Annotated in this window: 19 protein-coding genes and 3 pseudogenes; 12 read left to right on the top strand and 10 right to left on the bottom strand. The window is 48.6% G+C overall.

The features are described from left to right. The 8 genes and pseudogenes from ON16_RS15420 to ON16_RS12495 all read left to right on the top strand — a co-directional run. On the top strand, nt 1-385 hold a 385-nt coding region (locus tag ON16_RS15420; RefSeq protein WP_144032136.1), incomplete at its 5' end, for a TrmO family methyltransferase domain-containing protein. Between the two features lie 70 nt (nt 386-455). Beyond that, the gene (locus tag ON16_RS12470) at nt 456-878 is read left to right on the top strand and encodes a PrgI family protein (RefSeq protein WP_040663194.1); all 423 of its coding nucleotides are present in this window, start codon (nt 456-458) and stop codon (nt 876-878) included. A 19-nt stretch (nt 879-897) separates the two neighbouring features. Continuing rightward, nucleotides 898-2,088: pseudogene (locus ON16_RS12475) on the top strand (VirB4-like conjugal transfer ATPase, CD1110 family); the annotation flags it as partial. A 5-nt stretch (nt 2,089-2,093) separates the two neighbouring features. Next, the gene (locus tag ON16_RS12480; protein ID WP_040663197.1) at nt 2,094-2,702 is read left to right on the top strand and encodes a tetratricopeptide repeat protein; all 609 of its coding nucleotides are present in this window, start codon (nt 2,094-2,096) and stop codon (nt 2,700-2,702) included. Nucleotides 2,703-2,867: 165 nt separating this feature from the next. After that, on the top strand, nt 2,868-4,928 hold the full coding sequence (locus tag ON16_RS12485; protein WP_040663200.1) for a DNA topoisomerase 3: 2,061 nt from the start codon (nt 2,868-2,870) through the stop codon (nt 4,926-4,928). 366 nt (nt 4,929-5,294) lie between these two features. Further along, a pseudogene (locus tag ON16_RS16420) lies at nt 5,295-6,239 on the top strand (ArdC-like ssDNA-binding domain-containing protein); the annotation flags it as partial. Between the two features lie 57 nt (nt 6,240-6,296). Beyond that, nucleotides 6,297-7,709 (top strand): YodL domain-containing protein, encoded by a 1,413-nt coding sequence (locus ON16_RS16425; RefSeq protein ID WP_439645735.1) that lies wholly within the window; start codon nt 6,297-6,299, stop codon nt 7,707-7,709. 1 nt (nt 7,710) lies between these two features. After that, nucleotides 7,711-7,926, top strand: a complete 216-nt coding sequence (locus ON16_RS12495; protein ID WP_040663206.1) for a transposon-transfer assisting family protein — start codon at nt 7,711-7,713, stop codon at nt 7,924-7,926. Between the two features lie 249 nt (nt 7,927-8,175). Here ON16_RS12495 and ON16_RS15430 read toward each other — a convergent pair whose 3' ends face one another. Beyond that, nucleotides 8,176-8,442 (bottom strand): helix-turn-helix domain-containing protein, encoded by a 267-nt coding sequence (locus tag ON16_RS15430; protein WP_081579700.1) that lies wholly within the window; start codon nt 8,440-8,442, stop codon nt 8,176-8,178. A gap of 79 nt (nt 8,443-8,521) precedes the next feature. Between ON16_RS15430 and ON16_RS12500 the strand changes: the two genes are divergently transcribed. After that, nucleotides 8,522-8,710 (top strand): hypothetical protein, encoded by a 189-nt coding sequence (locus tag ON16_RS12500; protein ID WP_040663210.1) that lies wholly within the window; start codon nt 8,522-8,524, stop codon nt 8,708-8,710. A 193-nt stretch (nt 8,711-8,903) separates the two neighbouring features. Here ON16_RS12500 and ON16_RS15110 read toward each other — a convergent pair. The 6 genes and pseudogenes from ON16_RS15110 to ON16_RS12535 form a co-directional block, all read right to left on the bottom strand. Next, nucleotides 8,904-9,865, bottom strand: a pseudogene (locus ON16_RS15110) (IS5 family transposase). A gap of 77 nt (nt 9,866-9,942) precedes the next feature. Next, nucleotides 9,943-10,521 carry a DUF5050 domain-containing protein gene (locus ON16_RS12515; RefSeq protein ID WP_040663213.1) on the bottom strand — a complete coding sequence of 193 codons (579 nt, stop codon included), beginning with the start codon at nt 10,519-10,521 and terminating at the stop codon, nt 9,943-9,945. 311 nt (nt 10,522-10,832) lie between these two features. Next, a complete protein-coding gene (locus ON16_RS12520; RefSeq protein WP_040663216.1) occupies nt 10,833-11,267 on the bottom strand; it encodes a hypothetical protein in 435 nt (144 codons plus the stop codon). A gap of 71 nt (nt 11,268-11,338) precedes the next feature. Continuing rightward, the gene (locus ON16_RS12525; RefSeq protein WP_040663219.1) at nt 11,339-12,091 is read right to left on the bottom strand and encodes a DUF4367 domain-containing protein; all 753 of its coding nucleotides are present in this window, start codon (nt 12,089-12,091) and stop codon (nt 11,339-11,341) included. After that, nucleotides 12,081-12,650, bottom strand: coding sequence for an RNA polymerase sigma factor (locus ON16_RS12530; RefSeq protein WP_040663222.1), 570 nt, complete (start codon nt 12,648-12,650; stop codon nt 12,081-12,083). Before ON16_RS12530 ends, ON16_RS12525 begins: the two co-directional genes overlap by 11 nt. 94 nt (nt 12,651-12,744) lie before the next feature. Further along, on the bottom strand, nt 12,745-13,071 hold the full coding sequence (locus ON16_RS12535; RefSeq protein WP_040663225.1) for a helix-turn-helix transcriptional regulator: 327 nt from the start codon (nt 13,069-13,071) through the stop codon (nt 12,745-12,747). Between the two features lie 396 nt (nt 13,072-13,467). Between ON16_RS12535 and ON16_RS12540 the strand changes: the two genes are divergently transcribed. Continuing rightward, nucleotides 13,468-14,565, top strand: coding sequence for a hypothetical protein (locus ON16_RS12540; protein ID WP_040663228.1), 1,098 nt, complete (start codon nt 13,468-13,470; stop codon nt 14,563-14,565). A gap of 343 nt (nt 14,566-14,908) precedes the next feature. Continuing rightward, nucleotides 14,909-16,090 carry an RCC1 domain-containing protein gene (locus ON16_RS12545; RefSeq protein ID WP_040663231.1) on the top strand — a complete coding sequence of 394 codons (1,182 nt, stop codon included), beginning with the start codon at nt 14,909-14,911 and terminating at the stop codon, nt 16,088-16,090. Between the two features lie 34 nt (nt 16,091-16,124). On the opposite strand, the gene ON16_RS12550 is transcribed toward ON16_RS12545, so the two are convergent. Then, entirely contained in the window at nt 16,125-16,865 is a 741-nt protein-coding gene (locus ON16_RS12550) for a hypothetical protein (RefSeq protein WP_040663234.1), read from the bottom strand. Nucleotides 16,866-17,141: 276 nt separating this feature from the next. On the opposite strand from ON16_RS12550, the gene ON16_RS12555 reads away from it, so the two are divergent. After that, entirely contained in the window at nt 17,142-18,248 is a 1,107-nt protein-coding gene (locus tag ON16_RS12555) for an S-layer homology domain-containing protein (RefSeq protein ID WP_040663237.1), read from the top strand. Between the two features lie 412 nt (nt 18,249-18,660). Here the strand turns inward: ON16_RS12555 and ON16_RS12560 are convergent, their stop codons facing one another. Together ON16_RS12560 and ON16_RS12565 are read right to left on the bottom strand one after the other, a co-directional pair. Next, on the bottom strand, nt 18,661-19,059 hold the full coding sequence (locus tag ON16_RS12560) for a phage holin family protein (protein ID WP_040663240.1): 399 nt from the start codon (nt 19,057-19,059) through the stop codon (nt 18,661-18,663). Beyond that, nucleotides 19,056-19,613, bottom strand: a complete 558-nt coding sequence (locus ON16_RS12565; protein WP_040663243.1) for a sigma-70 family RNA polymerase sigma factor — start codon at nt 19,611-19,613, stop codon at nt 19,056-19,058. Before ON16_RS12565 ends, ON16_RS12560 begins: the two co-directional genes overlap by 4 nt. Nucleotides 19,614-19,712 lie beyond the last annotated feature (99 nt).

The following is a 19,712-nucleotide window of genomic DNA, read 5'->3' on the forward strand; positions in this document are numbered from 1 at the left end:
GAGAAAAAGGCGGCATCGGTCAAGCCGCTGCCGCCCAATAATATTTTGCTCCGTTCTGCTCCACCGTTTGGAGTTTACACAGAATTTGGGATACACCCATAAAAACAGTCCCGAAGTACTCGGTACCTTTGCCACACGCTCACCCATGCGTCCAAACCCTATTGCACTGGATTGTGTTCAAGTAACCTATATTGACCATGAAAATGCCGTGATTGGACTTGCATATATCGAAGCGTTTGACGGTTCTCCTGTATTGGATATTAAGCCATATACGCCGAGCCTCGACCGCGTGGAAAATCCTGTTGTTCCCGAATGGTGCAGCCATTGGCCGAAGTCTTATGAAGAATCCGGCGATTTTGATTGGGAAAGCGAAATGACTAGTTAAGCAATGCTACCGAAAACGTCTGCCTGCATAAGGCAGGCGTTTTCTTTATGCCTGAAAGAAGGTGATTTAATTGGCCTACGTTCCCGTTCCCAAGGACCTGACCGCCGTGAAAACGAAGGTCCTGCTCAACTTAACAAAGCGGCAGCTTATCTGTTTCGGCGGCGGTGCGATGATCGGCATCCCGCTTTTCTTTTTGCTCAAAGGACCGGCAAACCTCAGCGCCAGCGGCGCTTCTCTCTGCATGGTTCTCGTCATGCTGCCATTTTTCCTGATGGCCGTCTATGAAAAAAACGGCCTGCCGATGGAAAAGATCGTCCGCAATATCGTGCGGGTGCTGTTCCTGCGGCCCAAACAGCGGCCCTATCAGACCAACAACTATTATGCCGCCTTGACGCGGCAATTCCAACTGGACAAGGAGGTAAACGACATTGTTCGGAACACACAAAAAAGCGGTACGGCAAAAGGGAAAGCTCCAAGAAAAAGATGCGGTTAAGGCGCACTTTCACGACACGCTGACCCGCGCCGAACGCCGTCAGATCGAAGCCGCCGTCGCAAGGGCGAAGCGGACGGACAAGAAGGAAAAATCCGCGCAGGATAGTATCCCGTTCCAGCGGATGTTCCCGGATGGCATCTGCCGCGTGACGGACAGCTATTACACGAAAACCATTCAGTTTCAGGACATCAACTATCAGCTCAACCAAAACGAGGACAAGACCGCCATCTTTGATAGCTGGTGCGACTTCCTCAATTATTTTGACAGCTCCATTCGGTTTCAGCTTTCCTTCCTGAACCTCTCCGCGACGCGGGACAGCTTTGCGAAAAGCGTCACCATCCCGCCCCAGGGCGACGATTTTGACAGTCTGCGCGCGGAGTACACCGAAATGCTCCGAAACCAGCTTGCCAAAGGCAACAACGGCCTCATCAAGACCAAGTACCTGACGTTCGGCATCGAAGCGGACAGCCTGAAAGCGGCCAAGCCCCGGCTGGAGCGCATTGAAATCGACATCCTCAACAATTTCAAGCGCCTCGGCGTCACCGCCGCTTCTCTGAACGGCACGGAGCGCTTGCGGCTGCTGCACGACATTTTCCAGATGGACGCGCCGGAGCCGTTCCGCTTTTCGTGGGACTGGCTGGCCCCCTCCGGCCTCTCCGTCAAGGATTTTATCGCTCCCAGCTCCTTTGAGTTCAAAAGTGGCAATCTGTTCGGTATGGGACGTAAGGTGGGCGCGGTCAGCTTTCTCCAAATCCTTGCGCCGGAGCTGAATGACCGGATGCTGGCGGATTTTCTGGACATGGAAAGCTCCCTCATCGTCACCATGCACATCCAGTCCATCGACCAGGTGCGGGCCATCAAAGCAGTGAAGCGGAAAATCACGGACCTGGATTCCATGAAGATTCAGGAGCAGAAAAAGGCCATCCGTTCCGGGTACGACATGGATATCATCCCCTCGGACCTCGCCACCTACGGAGAGGAAGCGAAAAAGCTGTTGCAGGATTTACAGTCCCGCAATGAGCGCATGTTCCTTGTGACCTTCCTCGTCCTGAACGTGGCCGACAACCGGCAGCGGCTGGACAACAACGTATTTCAGGCCAGCTCCCTCGCACAGAAATATAACTGCGCGCTGACCCGTCTCGACTTCCGACAGGAAGAAGGGCTGATGTCCTCGCTCCCACTCGGATACAACCAGATCGAGATAAGGCAAAGTACATGCTGGCGTCCAAATTGATTCAACGCAAACAGTATGACAAAGCGCAAGAAATTCTGGATATGCTGCCGGACTGGAATGCGTTGGACAAGCGCGGGATGCAGGCAGATGTATGGAGCAAACAGGGAAAAACCGCTAAAGCGGCGGAATTGTTAGAACGGAAATTGACATTGAGCGTACAGGATCACCAGACCACTCTGGTCAAATTGATTCAATTGGCTGTGCAGGAGGGCGATGAGAAATCAGCCTTATCTCTGGCAGATTGTGCTCAAAAAGAATGCGTGGCTTTCCACTTGGGCGAATACTGGTCGAACATTGCCCCGTTGGAAGCAGCCGTTGCTCGAAGAGATGTGTTGAGCAGTATGAAAGCCCTGACGATACTACTGGACGCTGCGGCAAGACCGTGGAATAGTCGTTTTTCTCCGCTATTCCATCATATTCCATGCAAGGAAAGCTCGACAGAATTTAGTTTTCATCTTCTCACACCGCTGTTGTCTAATTTGGAACAGGCACCGGAATATGAATTCCTTCGTGCTGTTCCGGAATTTCAGGAAATGATCAAATCTTATAGTGCTAAATGCACTGATGACAAAAAGGAACCCAATAGGTAACATCTGCCCGTAGAATTAAAATTTGTCAGACACGGCAACAATCGCTTAATGTGCTTAATCTATGTTTAACCCGATGTAACAAATCTTAAAATAGCTATTACGTTTAAGGGCAATCGAGAAATCGGTTGCTCTTTTTCTATTTCAACACCGAAGGAGCGTAAAAAATTGAAACTTGTAATCAGTGAAAAGCCCTCGGTTGCCCAAAGCATCGCCGCCGTGATCGGCGCGAAGCAGCGCGGCGGCGGTTATCTGGAGGGCGGCGGCTACCTTGTTTCCTGGTGCCTGGGCCATCTCGCGGAGTTGGCCGAAGCGGATACTTATGATAAAAAGTACGCCAAATGGCGGCGTGAGGACCTTCCCATTCTGCCGGAGAGCTGGCGCTTCACCGTAGGGAAAGACAAATGGAAGCAGTTCGATATTCTCCGAACCCTGATACGCCGCGACGATATAAGCGAGGTCATCAACGCCTGCGACGCTGGACGCGAGGGAGAGCTGATCTTCCGCACCGTTTACTGTATGGCGGGCTGCACAAAGCCCATGAAACGGCTTTGGATTTCCTCAATGGAGGACGAGGCCATCCGTCAGGGCTTTGCCGACCTGAAACCGGGCCGGGACTACGACGGCCTGCATCAGTCCGCGCTCTGCCGGTCCAAGGCCGACTGGCTGGTGGGCATCAACGCAACGCGCCTCTTTTCCGTCCTCTACCACCGTACCCTGAACGTCGGGCGTGTTATGTCCCCGACGCTGGCCCTTATCGTGCAGCGGGAAGCGGAGATTTTCGCGTTTCATCCGGAGCCGTTTTACACGGTCAACCTCGCCTGCGGCGGCTTTACCGCCACAGGCGACAAACTGAAAGCAAAGCCGGAGGCCGAAGCGATTGCTGCCGCCTGCAAGGACAGGGCGGCAACCGTCGGCGCCGTGGAGCGGAAAGAAAAATCTGAAAAGCCGCCCGCGCTCTACGACCTCACCACGCTCCAGCGCGACGCCAACCGCCTGCTCGGCTATACGGCCCAGCAGACGCTCGATTATCTGCAATCGCTCTATGAAAAGAAGCTCTGCACCTATCCTCGCACGGACAGCCGGTTTCTGACAAATGATATGGAAGGAACCGTTCCAGCGCTTACTTCCGTCGCCACTGCGATCTGCGGCACGGACGCGCCTGAACCCCTTAACGCCGGTCAGGTCTGCGACAGCGCGAAGGTCAGTGACCATCACGCCGTCGTTCCCACGTCCGCAGCGGGCAAAGCGGACGTTTCTGCGCTGCCTGCCGGAGAGCGTGAAATTTTGCGGCTTGTATCCCGGCAGCTTCTCTGCGCGGTCAGTGAGCCGCACCGATACGCCGAAACCGCCGTTACGCTTGACTGCGCCAGGCATGGCTTTGCCGCCAAGGGCAAGACCGTCCTTGTTCCCGGCTGGAAAGCCTATTTGCAGGAACAGGCGGACAAGCCCCTGCCTGAACTGGAGGAAGGACGGAATATTTCTGTCACCGCCGTTTCCGTCAAAGAGGGCAAAACCTCGCCGCCCAAGCACTACACAGAGGACACTCTCCTTTCCGCGATGGAGACGGCAGGCGCAAAAGATATGCCGGAGGACACAGAGCGTAAGGGCCTCGGCACCCCCGCCACACGCGCGGCCATTCTGGAAAAGCTCGTCACCACCGGCTTTGTGGAGCGGAAAAAGGCTAAGAAAACGGTCAGTCTCATCCCGTCCCAGGTGGGCGTGTCCCTTGTCACCGTTCTGCCGGAGCAGCTTCAATCCCCGCTGCTGACCGCCGAGTGGGAAAACCGGCTCAAGCAGGTGGAGCGTGGAGAACTGGAACCGGACGCTTTTATGGACGGCATTGCCGGAATGCTCCGGGAGCTGGTAAGAACCTATGCGCCGCTCAAGGGTGCGGAGGTACTGTTTCCATCCGGACGTGAAGTCGTCGGCAAATGCCCCCGCTGCGGCGGCGACGTGACCGAGAGCAAAAAAGGCTTTTTCTGTGAAAATAGCGACTGCCGGTTTGGGCTGTGGAAGGACAATAAATTCTTTGCCAGCAAGAAAAAGACGCTGACAAAGGCCGTCGCCGCCGCGCTCCTGAAGGACGGGCGCGTAAGGCTCACCGGCTGCTATTCTGAGAAAACCGGCAAGACCTACGACGCTACGGTAATTTTAGAGGACACCGGGGAGCGCGTCAATTTCAGGCTGGATTTTGGCAAGGAAATGAAAAAGCTTGGTGAGCTATGAAACCTACAAAATACGAGTAGGAGACGATCATCTGCTATAACGAGGAAGAAGCGACGGTTTACACATACAATAAGAAGCTCATCCAAAAGCTCAGAAGGCTCTCGGAGAAATACCCCGACAAAGTGAAGTCAGAGCGCCCGGAGCATCGTGGAGCCGTCAGCTATCTTATCCCCAAACGCTGTGTTTCCGTCCGGGAACCGTACAGCGACCGGCGGCGTGAAGCCGACAGTTTGCGAGCCAAAACAACGAAAATACGTCCACCCGACAGGAGCATACGTTCCAAAAAATAAATAATGAGCGCGCTCCTGCATGGGCTTCCCAAGCCTGTGCTGGGGGCGCGCTATTTTTGATTCTATGAGCTGTGAAAGGAGCAAAACTATGGCCGAAAACAGCAATAACAAAGATCGTTTGAAGGAAATTACCGACAGCATTGAGCAGGGCATCCGGGACCTGTTCCAGAGCGACCGCTACGCGCAGTACCTCCGCACCATGTCCCGGTTCCACCGCTATTCCGTCAACAACACCATGCTTATCTACATGCAGAAGCCTGACGCCACCTTGGTTGCGGGCTTCAATAAATGGCGCGATCAGTTCAGCAGGAACGTCATGCGGGGGGAAAGGGGCATCAAAATCATCGCGCCCACACCCTTCAAAAAGAGAATCGAGGAAGAAAAACTCGACCCGAATACAAAACTTCCCGTTCTGGATGAAAACGGCAGCGTCGTCATGGAGGAAAAGGAAATCAAGATTCCCATGTATAAAGTGGTGTCCGTGTTCGACGTGTCGCAGACCGATGGAAAACCGCTGCCGACGCTGGCCAACGACCTCACCGGGAACGTAAAGCAGTATGCCGTTTTCATGGAGGCGCTGCGGCGTTCCTCTCCCGTACCAATGGAATTTGAAGCGATGGAGCCGAATATGGACGGCTATTTTAGCGAAAAAGACCAGCGTATCGCCATCCGCACCGGCATGAGCGAGGTGCAGACCGTTGCCGCCGCCGTCCACGAAATTACCCACGCCACGCTGCATAACTATGAACAGGCCCGCCTTGCCGCCGCACAGGGCGACGAAACCGCAGAGCCACCCAAGCCAAAAAGCCGGAATACCGAGGAAGTAGAAGCCGAATCCGTTTCTTTTTCCGTGTGTCAGTATTACGGCATCCAGACCGGCGAAAACAGCTTCGGTTATATCGCCACATGGAGCCACGGCAAGGAGCTGCCGGAGCTGCGGGCCTCTCTGGAAACGATCAATAAAACCGCCTCCGGCCTCATCACCGACATTGACCGGAGTTTCCGCGAGGTCTTAAAAGAGTATGATCCCGTTCTGGAGCAGTTTGCCGGTGACGTGTATCAGTGCACGGCCTCCGTGATGGAGCCGCCACTTCCGCTGCACCCCGCCGAGGAAGAAATCCCCATCATCGTGGAGGATTTGAAGAACGGTTCTGGAAAGAGTGTCCGCGACGATATTTTGAACGCCGCAAAAAAGGACGGCGCGCGCTCACCGGGTGATCTGCTGCGGCGGCTGGACGAAATCGAAAAAATCTACCCGCCGAGGGAAACCGAGGCGATGTATCTGCTGGATCATGCCGCGTATCTCTATGTGAAGGAAAACGAGAACGGATACGGCTACACCCTTTACGACAAGGAAAGTCTGCGGGAAACGGTCAGCGGGTTTGCCGATGACAGCGCCGGTTCCATTTCCGACGCTTACGATCAGGCGCTTTCTGCTGAAAATCTGACACCCGAAAGCACCGAAAAGGTGTCGCTGGATATCCTCCGGGAGATCGACGCCGTGCGGGAGCGCGATATACACGAATATCTCCATAAAAATCATATGAGCATGGACGGCCATCCGAACACAGAGCCGGAGCTGGCGCTGGACGAATACCCCATGCCGGATTCGGAGCTGACTGTGGCCGATTTGGAAGCCTGCGGGTATCTGGACGGAGACCTGCTGCCCCTCTCCAAAGACCGGGCGCTGGAGCTTTTCGAGCAGGACCTCACCGTCTACATGATTGAGGACGGCGGCGCAAGCATGGCGTTTGACCCGGATGAGATTCATAAGCATAGCGGCCTGTTCGCCGTGAGCCGTGAAGAATGGGAGGACAGCCGGGAATTTTCCGAAGCCATTGAGGACCGGATGAAACATCAGGAGCAGCGGGAAGCCGCTTTTCTGAACGCCTCTCAGGATGCTTTCGCCATTTATCAGTTGAAGGGCGGCGACGAACTGCGGGATATCCGGTTTGAGCCTTTAAGCTGGCTGGAATCCAAGGGGATCGCCGTAGACCACGGACACTATGATCTCGCCTACACCGCCCCGCTTATGGACAAAGGCGATACGGAGGACCGGCTGGAGGCTTTGTGGGACAGGTTCAACAACGACCATCCCGCCGATTATCACAGGCCGAGCCTGTCCGTCAGCGACATCGTTGCCTTAAAGCAGAACGGCGTTGTATCCTGTCATTACGCAGACAGCTTCGGTTTTCAGGAGCTTCCGGCTTTTCTGAAACCGGAAAACTATCTAAAAAACGCGGAGATGGCGATGGAGGATGATTACGGGATGCTCGACGGCATCATCAACAACGGTCCAAAAGCCACCGTCGCGGAGCTGGAGCAGCAGGTCAAAACCGGCCAGCCGATCTCGCTTCTGGAGCTTGCCGAGGCGTCGCGGCGGGAAAGCGCCGAAAAGAAAAAATCCGTCGTGGAACGGCTCAGAAATCAGCTGGTCAGCCGGGAATACAAAAAAACAGCGCCCGACAGAGGCGCGGAAATGGAGCGATAACATGTTTACAAACGATGAAATCAATCTCATGTGCATTTACAACACCGGAACGCGAGAGGGCCTGATCGCGGAGCTTGAGCAGATGCGCGGCTATCTCGGCGCGGAGGAAACAGAACTTCTGGCTCTGACCGATTCCGCGCTGGGAAAGCTCCGGGCCATGAGCGATAACGAATACGCCGGGCTTGATTTGTTCCCGGACTTTGATGAGGCCGAATAAACCAGTCAGTTGTATAGTGACATTGTCCTGAATAGGCGCTATACTGATAAACAAATAGGAATTTGCTTCGCCGTCGGAGGAAAAGGTGTACACAAATTGATACATGGAGGATGTAATATGTTACCAAGAAGGGTCCTTGCATCTGGAACGCCCTACAGAAACATGCTCTCATGGAAATAGTAGAGCAAGGGGTGTACTTTAATTTTCTAAAATGCAAAATATCTGCAACATTTGACAGGCAGAAAAAAATCAACAAATTTCTTTGATCCTATAAAAATTGGACGTATTCCCTCCATTACACCGACAACGCCTGCGATTTTCTATATAACCTAGCTTCTCCAAATCCCGCAGCGCCCGTTTCACGGTGCTGCGGGATAATTTTAGGTCTGTGGCGATTGTTCGGATGGAAGGCCAGCATACGCCATCCTGATTTGCCCGATCCCGGAGGTACATAGACACCATCCGGGCACGGGATGGCAGCCGGTCATCAGCGTAGATTGTTCCAAAATAGCTCATGTGGATTCTCCTTCTATGGATAGCCTGTTGTTCTTTCTCTGTCTTAATCTTTCAAGTGAGTCCTTCTTGGGGTGCCACCATGAACCTCCCCGTGGCCCACATGACTGCGCTGATGCCCCCTTGGCGGCACGGTATGCTGACAAGAGGCGGGGATGAGATGGATGAGATGATTACGTGGGGATACTCTTATCAGTATGAGGATTGGAAGTTTCCCAACGGGACGCGGGCCATAGCACTGATTCGGTCCTATGATAACGAGAAGAAGTAAATCCACGGCAGGATCGTAGGCAAGTGGTAAAGGAGAGGCGCCTCCCAAACGGTTATTTTGCACTAAAATTTTTATGCTGAACTAAAGTACATTTAAGGCAACACCGCGCAACGGCATAAAAAATCCACGCCATCTGCCAGACGCGGCAAACAGCGTGGAACTCTTCTGATTCTATCTGGGAAGGCAAACCGAATCAGACTGCCAGACAGGGCCTGTCAGCCAGAATCAGATTTGCCAGCGCAAACATCATATTCAGTTTAGCGGTCTGCTTTTGCAGACCTCGGTATCGCGTTTTTCGGTACCGCAGCAGACCTTTCACAACGGCAAAAACGTGTTCTACTTTGGCACGAACCGATGATTTTTCGTGCTCTCTGCGCTTGAGCTGGGCTTGCGAGCGGATGGAACCCTTTTTGATTTGCGATGGGCGACGATTGAGCTTGTAACGGATGCGCTTGCCGGTTTCGTTCTTTGTAATAGCATCCTCACGCTTTGCCGCTCCCAGATAGCCGCTGTCCCCGTATACAACGCTTTCCTCTCCCGTCAGCAGTGAGGAGGTCATGGCAACATCATGGACATTGGCGGCTGTCACCTCGACCGTGTGAACCAGGCCACTGTCTTTGTCAACACCTACGTGCGCTTTGTAGCCGAAGTGCCACGCATTGCCCTTTTTCACCTGATGTGCATCCGGATCCCGCTGCTTATCCTGGTTCTTTGTGGAGGACGGAGCGGCAATGATGGTGGAATCCACAATGGTGCCTTTCTTTAAAAGCAGGCCCTTTTCTCTCAGCAGTTTTACTACCTGTGCAACAGCTGCTCCTGCAAACCATTGTGCACGAGGATATTCCGAAAGCGACCGAGTGTATCGCCGTCCGGTACCTGATTGCTGGACTCCACGCCACAGAAATCCGAAAAGGCACGGCTGTCGATCGCTTCGGCCACCGTTGCCTCGTCGGATAGATTATATAAGTTTTGCAGCAGATACAGCCGCAGCATCAATTCCAGGTCATAGGGCTTGTTTCCGCGCTCTCCCTTATAGTAGCACGGCTTGATCATGGTGATCCATTTACCCACGGAACTATGCATTCGATCTGCTCGAGAAATTCTTTTCTTCGTCCGTACCTGTGCCAGTTCATCGCACAGAGCAGACATACTCATCTGCTTATCCATAGTTCTATTTTATCATATCTGCTTACTTACCGCAGCTTTTTTTGTGCGGTGTTGCCTTAATAATATCAATTTTCAACCTGTTTCAGTGTGTTTTGACTGAGACCTAACTTATAATAGGATGGAGGATTTGACTTTTCATCTCCCGCTTCTTTTAACTGAAAGCATGTATACAAAATGTATCCATCTTTGTATTCCGCAGTCACGGAGGTGCTTCCATTGATCTCGTGATAAATATCCAGATTTGCATTATATACTTGAAATGCGTCTGTATCACACACTTTTGTTATTTGAGAACCATCCAGTTTTACTTTATCAATTTCGTCTAAATTAGGAAGATAATACACCCATTCGCCTGCTACACAAGGCGCTTCCGCTACATCTTTCACAATGATGTTACCGTTTGCATCATCGTTTTTCTTAATGCAAAGATTGTGCTCATCATCAATATATGCTATCCAATCATTATTATCTGACGAAGCTTTGGAACTGGCCTGCGTGGCGGATGACGAAGATTCGGAAGGCAGATTTTCCGCTAAGGAACCAGTTCCAGAACTTACCACATCCTCCCCATTTGGTGCGCTGCAGCCGGTCGTTAGAATCAACAGCGCTGATAAACAAATGAAAAACATCTTTCTAAATTTCATGGAAATATACCCCCTAAATATTCTTTATGACAAACCGTATATTTAATAAGCTTTTGTGAAGGAATATGCCGCCTGAGCTTCCAAGAGAGCACCCGAGGCATTATAAACTCAGACGTACAGCTTACCCGAAAAGTTCTGTGATTTGATCTTTTCTTGCCATAATGTAAACCTCCGTTTTGGTGTTTCCATTCTACACCGCAACGGAGGTTTACACAAGCTCTGGGACGGGCTTGCCGGATGCTTCTTCCTTCGTATTTATTTCGCAGCTATTGGTAGTTTCAGCTAAAAAGGATCATGTTTTTCAGCGCATATTAGTACGTCTGTTCCTTTGAATTGAAAGACTCGGTTTCCAGCAGTGTCGTTCCAGTGGAGTTATATATCTTTGCGGTAGTCAGAACCCTATACGTACCTCTGGCAACATAATAATCTTCTTCAATAATCAGACCAGACTGTCCACTTCCAGATTTACTCCATGATTTTACATTTTCCCATGAACTGTTGTTCTTTTTTTGCAGTGTAACGGTTAAATTCACATAGTACGAATTACTGGACGCATCAACACTTCCTGAACAATGCGCTTTCCCAAGAGAGCTAATTTTAAGCCCTGCACTCATTTGCCAGATATAGGTGTAGTTGGGTGTCATTATGCTGCTGCTTGAGTAACTGCCGGTTTCAGCGGCCAATGCGGGTGTCGCGAGAAGGGTAACCATTAGAACTGCAAGGACAGATGCTAAGATTTTTTTCATGATAAATGCCTCCTTTATGTTTTTATTAATAAAAACAACAAAGGAGGCATTATGCAACAGCAAAATAAATATTAATTTACAAATTTTACGTTCTCGGCTATTTTTGTAGCCTCATCAGTAGATATTTGCCCTTGAACAACAAACAAATGGCCGTCCATTTTCCATACCACAGTGGTAATTGAGCCCTTCTCAGATAATGTTCCGTCATGCCCGTTAATCTTTATCGTTTCAATCAGTGAGGCATCTTCTGTGTCGATCGATAAGCTGCTGTCAGATTCATATTCAGTATAAATAATGCTGGAGGAATCAGCGTTTTCTAGAATAACCTTTTTCAGCGAATCAGAAGAGGACATTTCCGTAACTTCATATCCCTCCGGCATATAACTAGGAACATAGGAATTGGTCCAATTTACAATCAATTTTTCATTATCCCCGCTCTGATCGTCGTCTTGAAGTTCATACGAGGTGTATTTCGGTTCAATGCTGATCAGAAAATTAAGGACACTGAGGCGAAATGCCTGTACTGTCACCATCATAGACGAAAAGGTAAGAAATATTGCCAGAACCACGACGGCTGCTTTATTGAGAGCTGAGAAATGATGTACTCTGCGAAACTTTTTCTTTTTCTTCAATTGGGCGTCCAGAAGCCTCGTAAATCCTTTTATGTTTTCGGCTGAAGGACTATTCGGTTGATTAGCATTGAGCGTTTTATTTTCCTCTAAATATTGTTTTCCCTCTTCCTCTGCGGCATCACTCATTACCAATCGGAACAGGGCGTCCTCATACTCTTCGTTTAGCTTAATAATGTTGTCTTTACTCGGCACTGCTACTCATCTCCTTTTCCATGAGCCGTCTAGCATTTCGTCGAGCACGAGTCAGATACTGTCGCACGCTATCAGGTGATATTCCAATCGTTTCCGCTATTTCAGGATCACTCATATCAAGCAGGTACTTGAAATAGAGCAGGTCCTTTTGGCTCTGTGGCAGCAAAGAAATCGCGTGACGCAATGACGTGATATCTTCCTCTTGAATAAGTCGGTCATCAAATTCACTGCCGGATTCCGTACAATCATCCAATATATCCGTGTTTTCGCTGTAATACAGATGCTTCATTTCCACGGCCTTGTGCTTTAAATGATTGATTGAGACGCTTTTAATCGTATAAACAATATATGTAGTGAGTTTGCAACACTCAAAATTACGAATTAACGAAACTTTTTCAATTAGTTTGACAAATACATCGTCTATTAGGTCCTCAAGGTCATCTCTGCTATGCGTGATATTAAAAATATTTTTGCGTGCAAGATTGTAGTAGTTTTTATATAAATTGAGCATAAAGGCGCGGTCATCATCATCAAGCTGTGTGACCAGCGTGGCAAACATCACGATCTACATCCTCCCAACCTTCGGTTTACATATTATTATACATCAACTGCGCGATACCGTAAACCGATTCTATATCTGTAGAACACTATCTTTAGTGTTCTAATAAGCTGTTCAGAATAAGACGAAGGCTCTCTCGTCCATTCAGCTTTAAAGAACGATATTTAGCCACTACATCGGCTTCTTCTTCGTTTAGATCGAATTTTTCAATTCTCTCCGGTTTGCTCGAAATATCCGTATTACCAACCAAATAATCAATGAAGGTACCAAAAAAGTTTGCAAGTAGCTTTAGAGTTTTAATATCGGGCTCATAAATTCCGTTCTCGTAACTGTATATCTTTTGCTGAGTGGAACCAACGGCGTTTGCCAGTGCTTGCTGACTTAATTCGGCATTTTCTCTGAGTTTCTTTAAATTATCCAAAGAAACACCCCTAGACTAATTTTAACAAGTTTCGCGAGTAAAAGCAAATCGCATCTCTTGTTATTTTCTACGTGCAAAATAGGTTGTGTAATAAAAGAAAAGCGGGTACAGCCGTAAACTAAAATTTGGAGCTTGAGGTTTGTGTAAAAAATGTTATGATTCCATGTTGCATTTTGCAGTGATAGCTGTTTTTTATATAATGAATGCAAAAATCAGGCGAGCGTCTATATGATGCCACAGCAAAGAAAATCAATAATATGGCTGTCCACAAGACCGGTTTATAGTATTGGTATTTACTGGAAGGGATATACTCCGTTGCACAAATCTCAAGGATGATAACGCAGGGCAAAGCACCTTGCTATAGGATTATTTTAAAAGCGGGAAGGCCAAAAGCAGATGAAACACATAAAAAAGAACATCCTGACCTTGTTACTAACAGGACTGATACTGGCCAGTTTGGTAGGCTGTGGGGCGGGTGGTACTTCCTCAACCGCACCTCAAAGTTCAACCGTTCCTGGAAGTACCTCCACAGAAGATTCTTCCGGTATAGCTGAATTAAATGGTTACTTGACAGAAAGGCCCATACCAGATAATTTTCAATACAAGGACAGGCTTTATATTGGAGGCGAGAACAATTACTATCTCATCGATATGGAAGAAAATTTAGTTCGCTGGGGAACCAATTGGGACAACTGGGATATGGGTTGGGAACAAGGCGGGAGTACAGACGTCACTCTACAGCCATTTAATCAACGGAATGCCCTTGTGCAGCACGCGGTCAAATATGTCAGAAGCTTCAGTGCTTCCTTTGTGTTAGATGAAAATCACAATCTGTGGGCATGGAGTGCGGCCAACGCATGGCCGCTGGTGGACAGTGAGGGAGACAAACCTTTCAATGAGCCCCGAATAATCATGTCATCGGTCAGAGATATCGCCGCCTCAGATCTTGATATGGCTGTTGTCATGGAGGATGGTACACTGAAGCTCTGGGGCAGCGACAAAGACTTGCAGAAGCCCAGGGATATCTGTAAAAATGCCGAAAAAGTCTTTAACACTCGATCCGGTTATTATTACATCGATACCGCAGGAAACCTTTATAATATGAATTGTATTTCACCTAACGGACCGGGTAGTCCTTTGCGTGAGAATGTGGAACCCATATTACTAGACACGGAGGTGGCAGATATAGCGGATGCGTATGATCCGTTTGTTGGCGTTCTGTTGGTACTAAAAAAGAATGGAATGGTGGAGCTTTTGAACAGTCAGGATGCACCCCCAACTGTTACCCTGGTGGCGGAGCATGCGAGGGCCATAAATGGCTCTGGGTTTATCTCGGTGGATGGGGATTACTGGCGTGTAAACACGGATTCCGGAAAATATGTGGGTATGGAGAAAGAGAAGAATACGGTCTGGGCTGTCTATAACTTTGTTGGGGATTCCATTCGAATTCTGAAGGACGGAAAAATTGAAGTTCGACTTAACAAGGACTCTTGATTGGTAATGTGCAACGGGGGTTGCTGCGGCAGCCCCCGTTGCATGAATTGGTTTTTGTTGACCAGCGCAACCATCTGCGGAATAGGACGATTGGACGGTACGGATACAGAACTGCCGACCAATTGCGTAGGACCACCACCATCAAGAAGAATGCCTCTCACATATGGATTGTTGGGATTTCCAGTTCCGTCAGTAAGAGCAAACGTCCGCATAGTGGAGTTCCTTGCTTTCATCTGAGACGAATAGAAAAGAGGTCCTGATATGACTCATTGTATCGGCTACCACAAATAATTACAAAGTACCTCTGAATAGTATTTTAAGTGGGGCGCATAGGGAGGTTAGTATGAAAAAATTAGTTAGAATCATCAGTTGTACAACACCCGAGAGAAGAGGGTTCCCGTCTATAAATTTTGCCTTTCGTAAAAAAGGAAAATTCAACAGGTGTGTCCAGAGAAATTGGGGCAGCGGCTGGATTCATGTGGGACTCGCTTTTGCCTGCTGTATCTGCATGGTATTCCTTTTGTCCCTCAAGGCATACGCCCTGAATACCAGAAATCAGCCACTTTCCTCGCAATCATTTATCAACTATGCCATTGGGAAAGATAACGTTTTATATGCATGGGGCGAAGAGTATCATTCACCAGATGGCCGCCAACCAACATCATGGGAAGACGCCTATCCTCTTCTGAAAAACGCTGCCGCCGTTGCCGCCGGATGGAATGGCGCTATGGCCATTGACATGAGCGGTACGCTCTGGGGATGGGGTAATTATAGGCTCGACAACGCCGTCAAACTGAAATTGGAGGAGCCCTACCACATCATGGAACACACGGTGGATGTGGCCACCGGCCTTAGCCACTATCTTGCGCTGTCCGCCGATGGAACCTTATACGGAGGAGGACATAATGAGCAATATCAGTTGACTGCCGATGGCCCAAGCGGTAGTGAATTTTCTGATCCTGTCCCTATTTTGGAAGGTGTGCAGTCAATCGCTACCGATTACAATGACGCTAGCTTCGCGGTGTTGGATAATGGGGAACTCATGTTTTGGGGAACATTGACCGACGTCCAATCCCCAACCCCTATTTGCCTTGCGAAAGACGTCCGGAAAATATTTCCTGGCGGGTATGTCCTGTTTCGGGATGGGACCCTTTCCTTCATAACCGAACAGAAAAGTCTGTCTGGTGTAAAAATCATATTGGAGCCTCTTTTGAACTCTGTAGAGAATGTATTTATAAACGCTGTTCAAACAGAGGATGGAAATTTCTGGCTCTGGTCGGATGAAGAGCGGCAGTATCAAAAGGTATCCATTGATGCCGGTGTAGTCTATATCTTCTATTCGCCGGACGGACTCATCATCAAAACAGGGGATGGTGATATCCGGCAAGTACCAATGAATGCGGTAACTATCACAAAAGTGCAGTCCGGTAGCAGCCATGCCAATGAATTAGATCTTTGGGTAATCAGCGGTAGTATGATTTTTATTATTTGTGCCGCAATGTTTAGAAAAAGGGCAGTCCAATAATTGAACTGCCCTTTCTTCATAGATATGGTTCTAGTTAATTACTATTCCGCAATACGATGACTTCTGCTAGCTTTCGTGACTGTACAATTGTCACGTCCGCACCATTGCTACGATTTGCTCTGAACTGCGTGGAGCCGCCGCCATCCAACATGATGCCTTTGTACCGCGAATTTGTGCTGTTACCATCAGTGATGTCAAATGCACTCTGAATCGCTGCGCGAAAATCTATGTAATCGCATTCGTTTTCTGTTGCAATCAAATAGACATTGTCAGTATCCAGATCCGCAACCATAGCAGTTCGCATAGCAGTAGAATGTTCCACCATTTGATCCGGTTTGTAACCGACCTCATTTACAGCAGCATCATAGAAGTTTTTATAACCAAGCCAGAAAGAAATTCCGCCCTGCGCCCAAGTGCCGTAGGCGCTTGTATTCGGCATAGTGCTTGCATCATCGTCTGGCCGACTAAACAGGCATACCAAACTGTTTCCATTCCAAAGGATAACCCCGCCGCCAGTATAATTATTCTGGTTGCCATCATTACTGTTCGGGCCAACGACTCCGCCATTAACCTTCGCTAAACTAATGACTCTTTTGGGATTGGTTGCAGAATTGGGAAAGTTAAAAAATCCACCATTGCAGCCATAATATCCGGATTCTTTTAGAGTCTTCTCGCATCGCAGATTTTTCAAGGTAATATTGCTTGCATGTGTACGCAGCATATGAAGCAGAATGCCGTTGTAGGTCCCCGTACGATAAGTGTGATTTGTTGCCATAATAAATCTCTCCTTTAATTTATTTTCTGAAGCTTCAGATACTAAATAAAGGGTGATTTAGTGTTCATTTGTAAACCGACTTATAATAATTTAGAAAATACTGCATGATAGTATAAAAAAATCAGACTGCTTACCGATTACGGCCAAGAGCACGGAAAGGTCCTGATCTTATTTGCGTAGAAAACCAAAATCAAACCTTGGAGCAGATGCTATCGGCTAGAATTAGATGTTCCAGAGCAAACAGCATATATTATAAATAAGCAGGAGGTTCTTTCCTTGAAAAAGCTTTTATACATTCTATTAGCCGTCGTTTGCGCCCTGTCCATCTTCATGGTTCCGGGACAGGCCACCGAACCGTCGCCGGTGTTTTCCGCCGAAGTCAAGGAGGCCGCGCAGCGGGACATTGTCTCCCAGGAGTTTTTAGACGGCCTCCAAGCGTACAGTCGCCCCATAACCCGGGGGGAATTCGCGAGGCTTGCTTTAAACTTTGTCTCCGCGCTTTATGATTTTGGCGGACCGGGGCCTGATTTTTACGACATGTACTTCACTTACCACACAAATCCCAACGGGACTCCTTACCGGCTGAAGGATTATCATAATTGGCCGGACGGCGTACAGGTGGCTGAGGTATGGAATTACACGCTGCGCTATGAATATCTCCCGTTCAAGGACGTAAAAAGCGACAGTGAATCTGACACCATGATCCGTGCGGCGCAGCTCATCGGTCTGGTAAAGGGCCGGAAAAACGGCTGCTATGACCCCAACAGCAGCATTTCCAGGGAGGAAGCCGCCGTGATGCTGGGGCGGATCATCCATATCTATGGGCCAAAGACGGAGAAGCCTGTGGATGTCCTGCCATACACGGATGCGGAGGACATCGGCGAGTGGGCGCTTCCCTATGTCAAAATCCTGTGCGGCTCCGGCGTGATGAACGGAAAGGGCGACGGGGGATTCCACCCACGCGATTCTTACACGGTGGAGCAGAGCATCGCCACCTTCAACCGGATGTTCCCTGCGCTTTACGAGCAGACCACCCCCCTGTGCGGGCTTGAGGTTTCTTTTGAGCAGGAGTATCAAAATCTTTCCGTCGAAAAAAAGACGGCCTATTATAAGCAGTTGCTGGGAAAATACGGAATTATCTGCTATACGGAAGGCTCGCCCATGCACCCGGAGGACAGGTCCCTTCTACTACTCAAAGTATCCGAAAAGGGCGGGACAAAAGGCTGCAAAGCCGGAAATATCCCCTATCCTCTCGTCCCCTCTGATTTTCGATGGGACGCCGATGCCGAACGTCTATATTTCTTGGATGACAGACCGGAGGGGCTCCTGCGGTATTACTTGGATGCCACAACAATGGAGCTCGTTCTGCTTTCCGAGGCGTGAACGCCAATCGCGGAATGAGATGCATCAAATCTGGTTTTGATGCTTAGGTTATGAGTCTTGTTGATGGCGAGAGGGGTCCCAATGTTCCTGCGGACGCGCCCGTCCCCTGCGACCCCATTGGCACTATTATGCGGACGGTGCTGGCAACGACTCCTCTACAGAATTAGCCTTTAATTCCGCCTAAACCTCCACGGCTTACGGAATTAACTGGCATTGGAAGTAGAATATTTAAAAGAGTTTTTTCAAAGCGCTGGATAAGTGTCGGGTGGCAAAAGCTCATAACCTTGGCCACCCGAATCTGTTAAAGGGCCCGGTTTGCACAACAGTGCAAACCGGGCCCTTTAACAGATTGACGAGAGAATAGGCTGTTCTCTCACTTATACACAATATTCAGAAGACATCCTATCCAAATTTATTCCTTTTTGCTAAGCTGTACAATAACATCTTTTAGCTTTTGGGGGATAGGGAGGCCCATGAGACTCATGTTTTCCAAAATGCTAATTCCCTCGTTTGATAGATAAAACATAATAAGCAATGTTTTCAGAGCACTTCCGGAGCCTAATATGTATTTATCAATAATATTTCCCATAGACACGATCATAAAAATCAAGAACTTTTTGCATATGCCTTTGAAACCTATTTCACTCGAAACTTTTTTGTCATGAATTGCAACTAGAACACCTGTAATATAATCCAGCGCAACAAAGGCAATTAGCGCATAGAAGAGAGAATCAAGTCCTCCCAAGAACCAGCCCAACATACCTCCAAGCAAAGCCAGAGCTGTCTTAAAGTAATCCGTTATTGAATTCAAGATCTTACCTCCTTAGGCTTGTCCCAATAGAGAATTCTAATTTTTTTAAGCGCTCTCAGTTTTGCCTGATTTATAGCTTGTCTTGATATGCCCAATAAATGAGCCGTCTCCGTCGTAGTGTAGCCCCTCAAAAAAATGGATGTTATGACTGATAACTCAGATGCGGTTAGAAGCTGTTTGAAGGCTGAAAAATCGCACTCTGAATATTTATCAGTTGTCGAATAGATAGATTCAATATCATACAGTTCCTGCTCACTTAATTCTGAGTATAGTAGTGTTGTTTGACTTTTTTTAATCCATGCTAACCTTCTGACATAGCTATTATGTATTGACGTAGCTATATAAGACACTGTGACAGCATCGCATCTGTCCCGAAGGCTATCTGTCTGCATATCATGCAATAATTCGAGAAAGTCAATGAGCAGATCATTGTAGGCGTCTTCGTAATAGAGTTTACGAGAATACTTTTTAAGCAAAGGATTGAATTTATTGATAAGAGATAAGGTAGCATTACCATCGCCCCTTTGTGAGTTGTTGATAACATCATTCAGCATCGTGCATTCCACCTTTCAAATGCGAAAGAGTTGGAATGCATAATTTTGTAAACGCAGAAAGCTGAAAAAATTAATTTTTCAGCATTATCTTCACCTCCC

This window comes from Oscillibacter ruminantium GH1 (assembly GCF_000307265.1).
Lineage (GTDB): Bacteria > Bacillota > Clostridia > Oscillospirales > Oscillospiraceae > Oscillibacter > Oscillibacter ruminantium.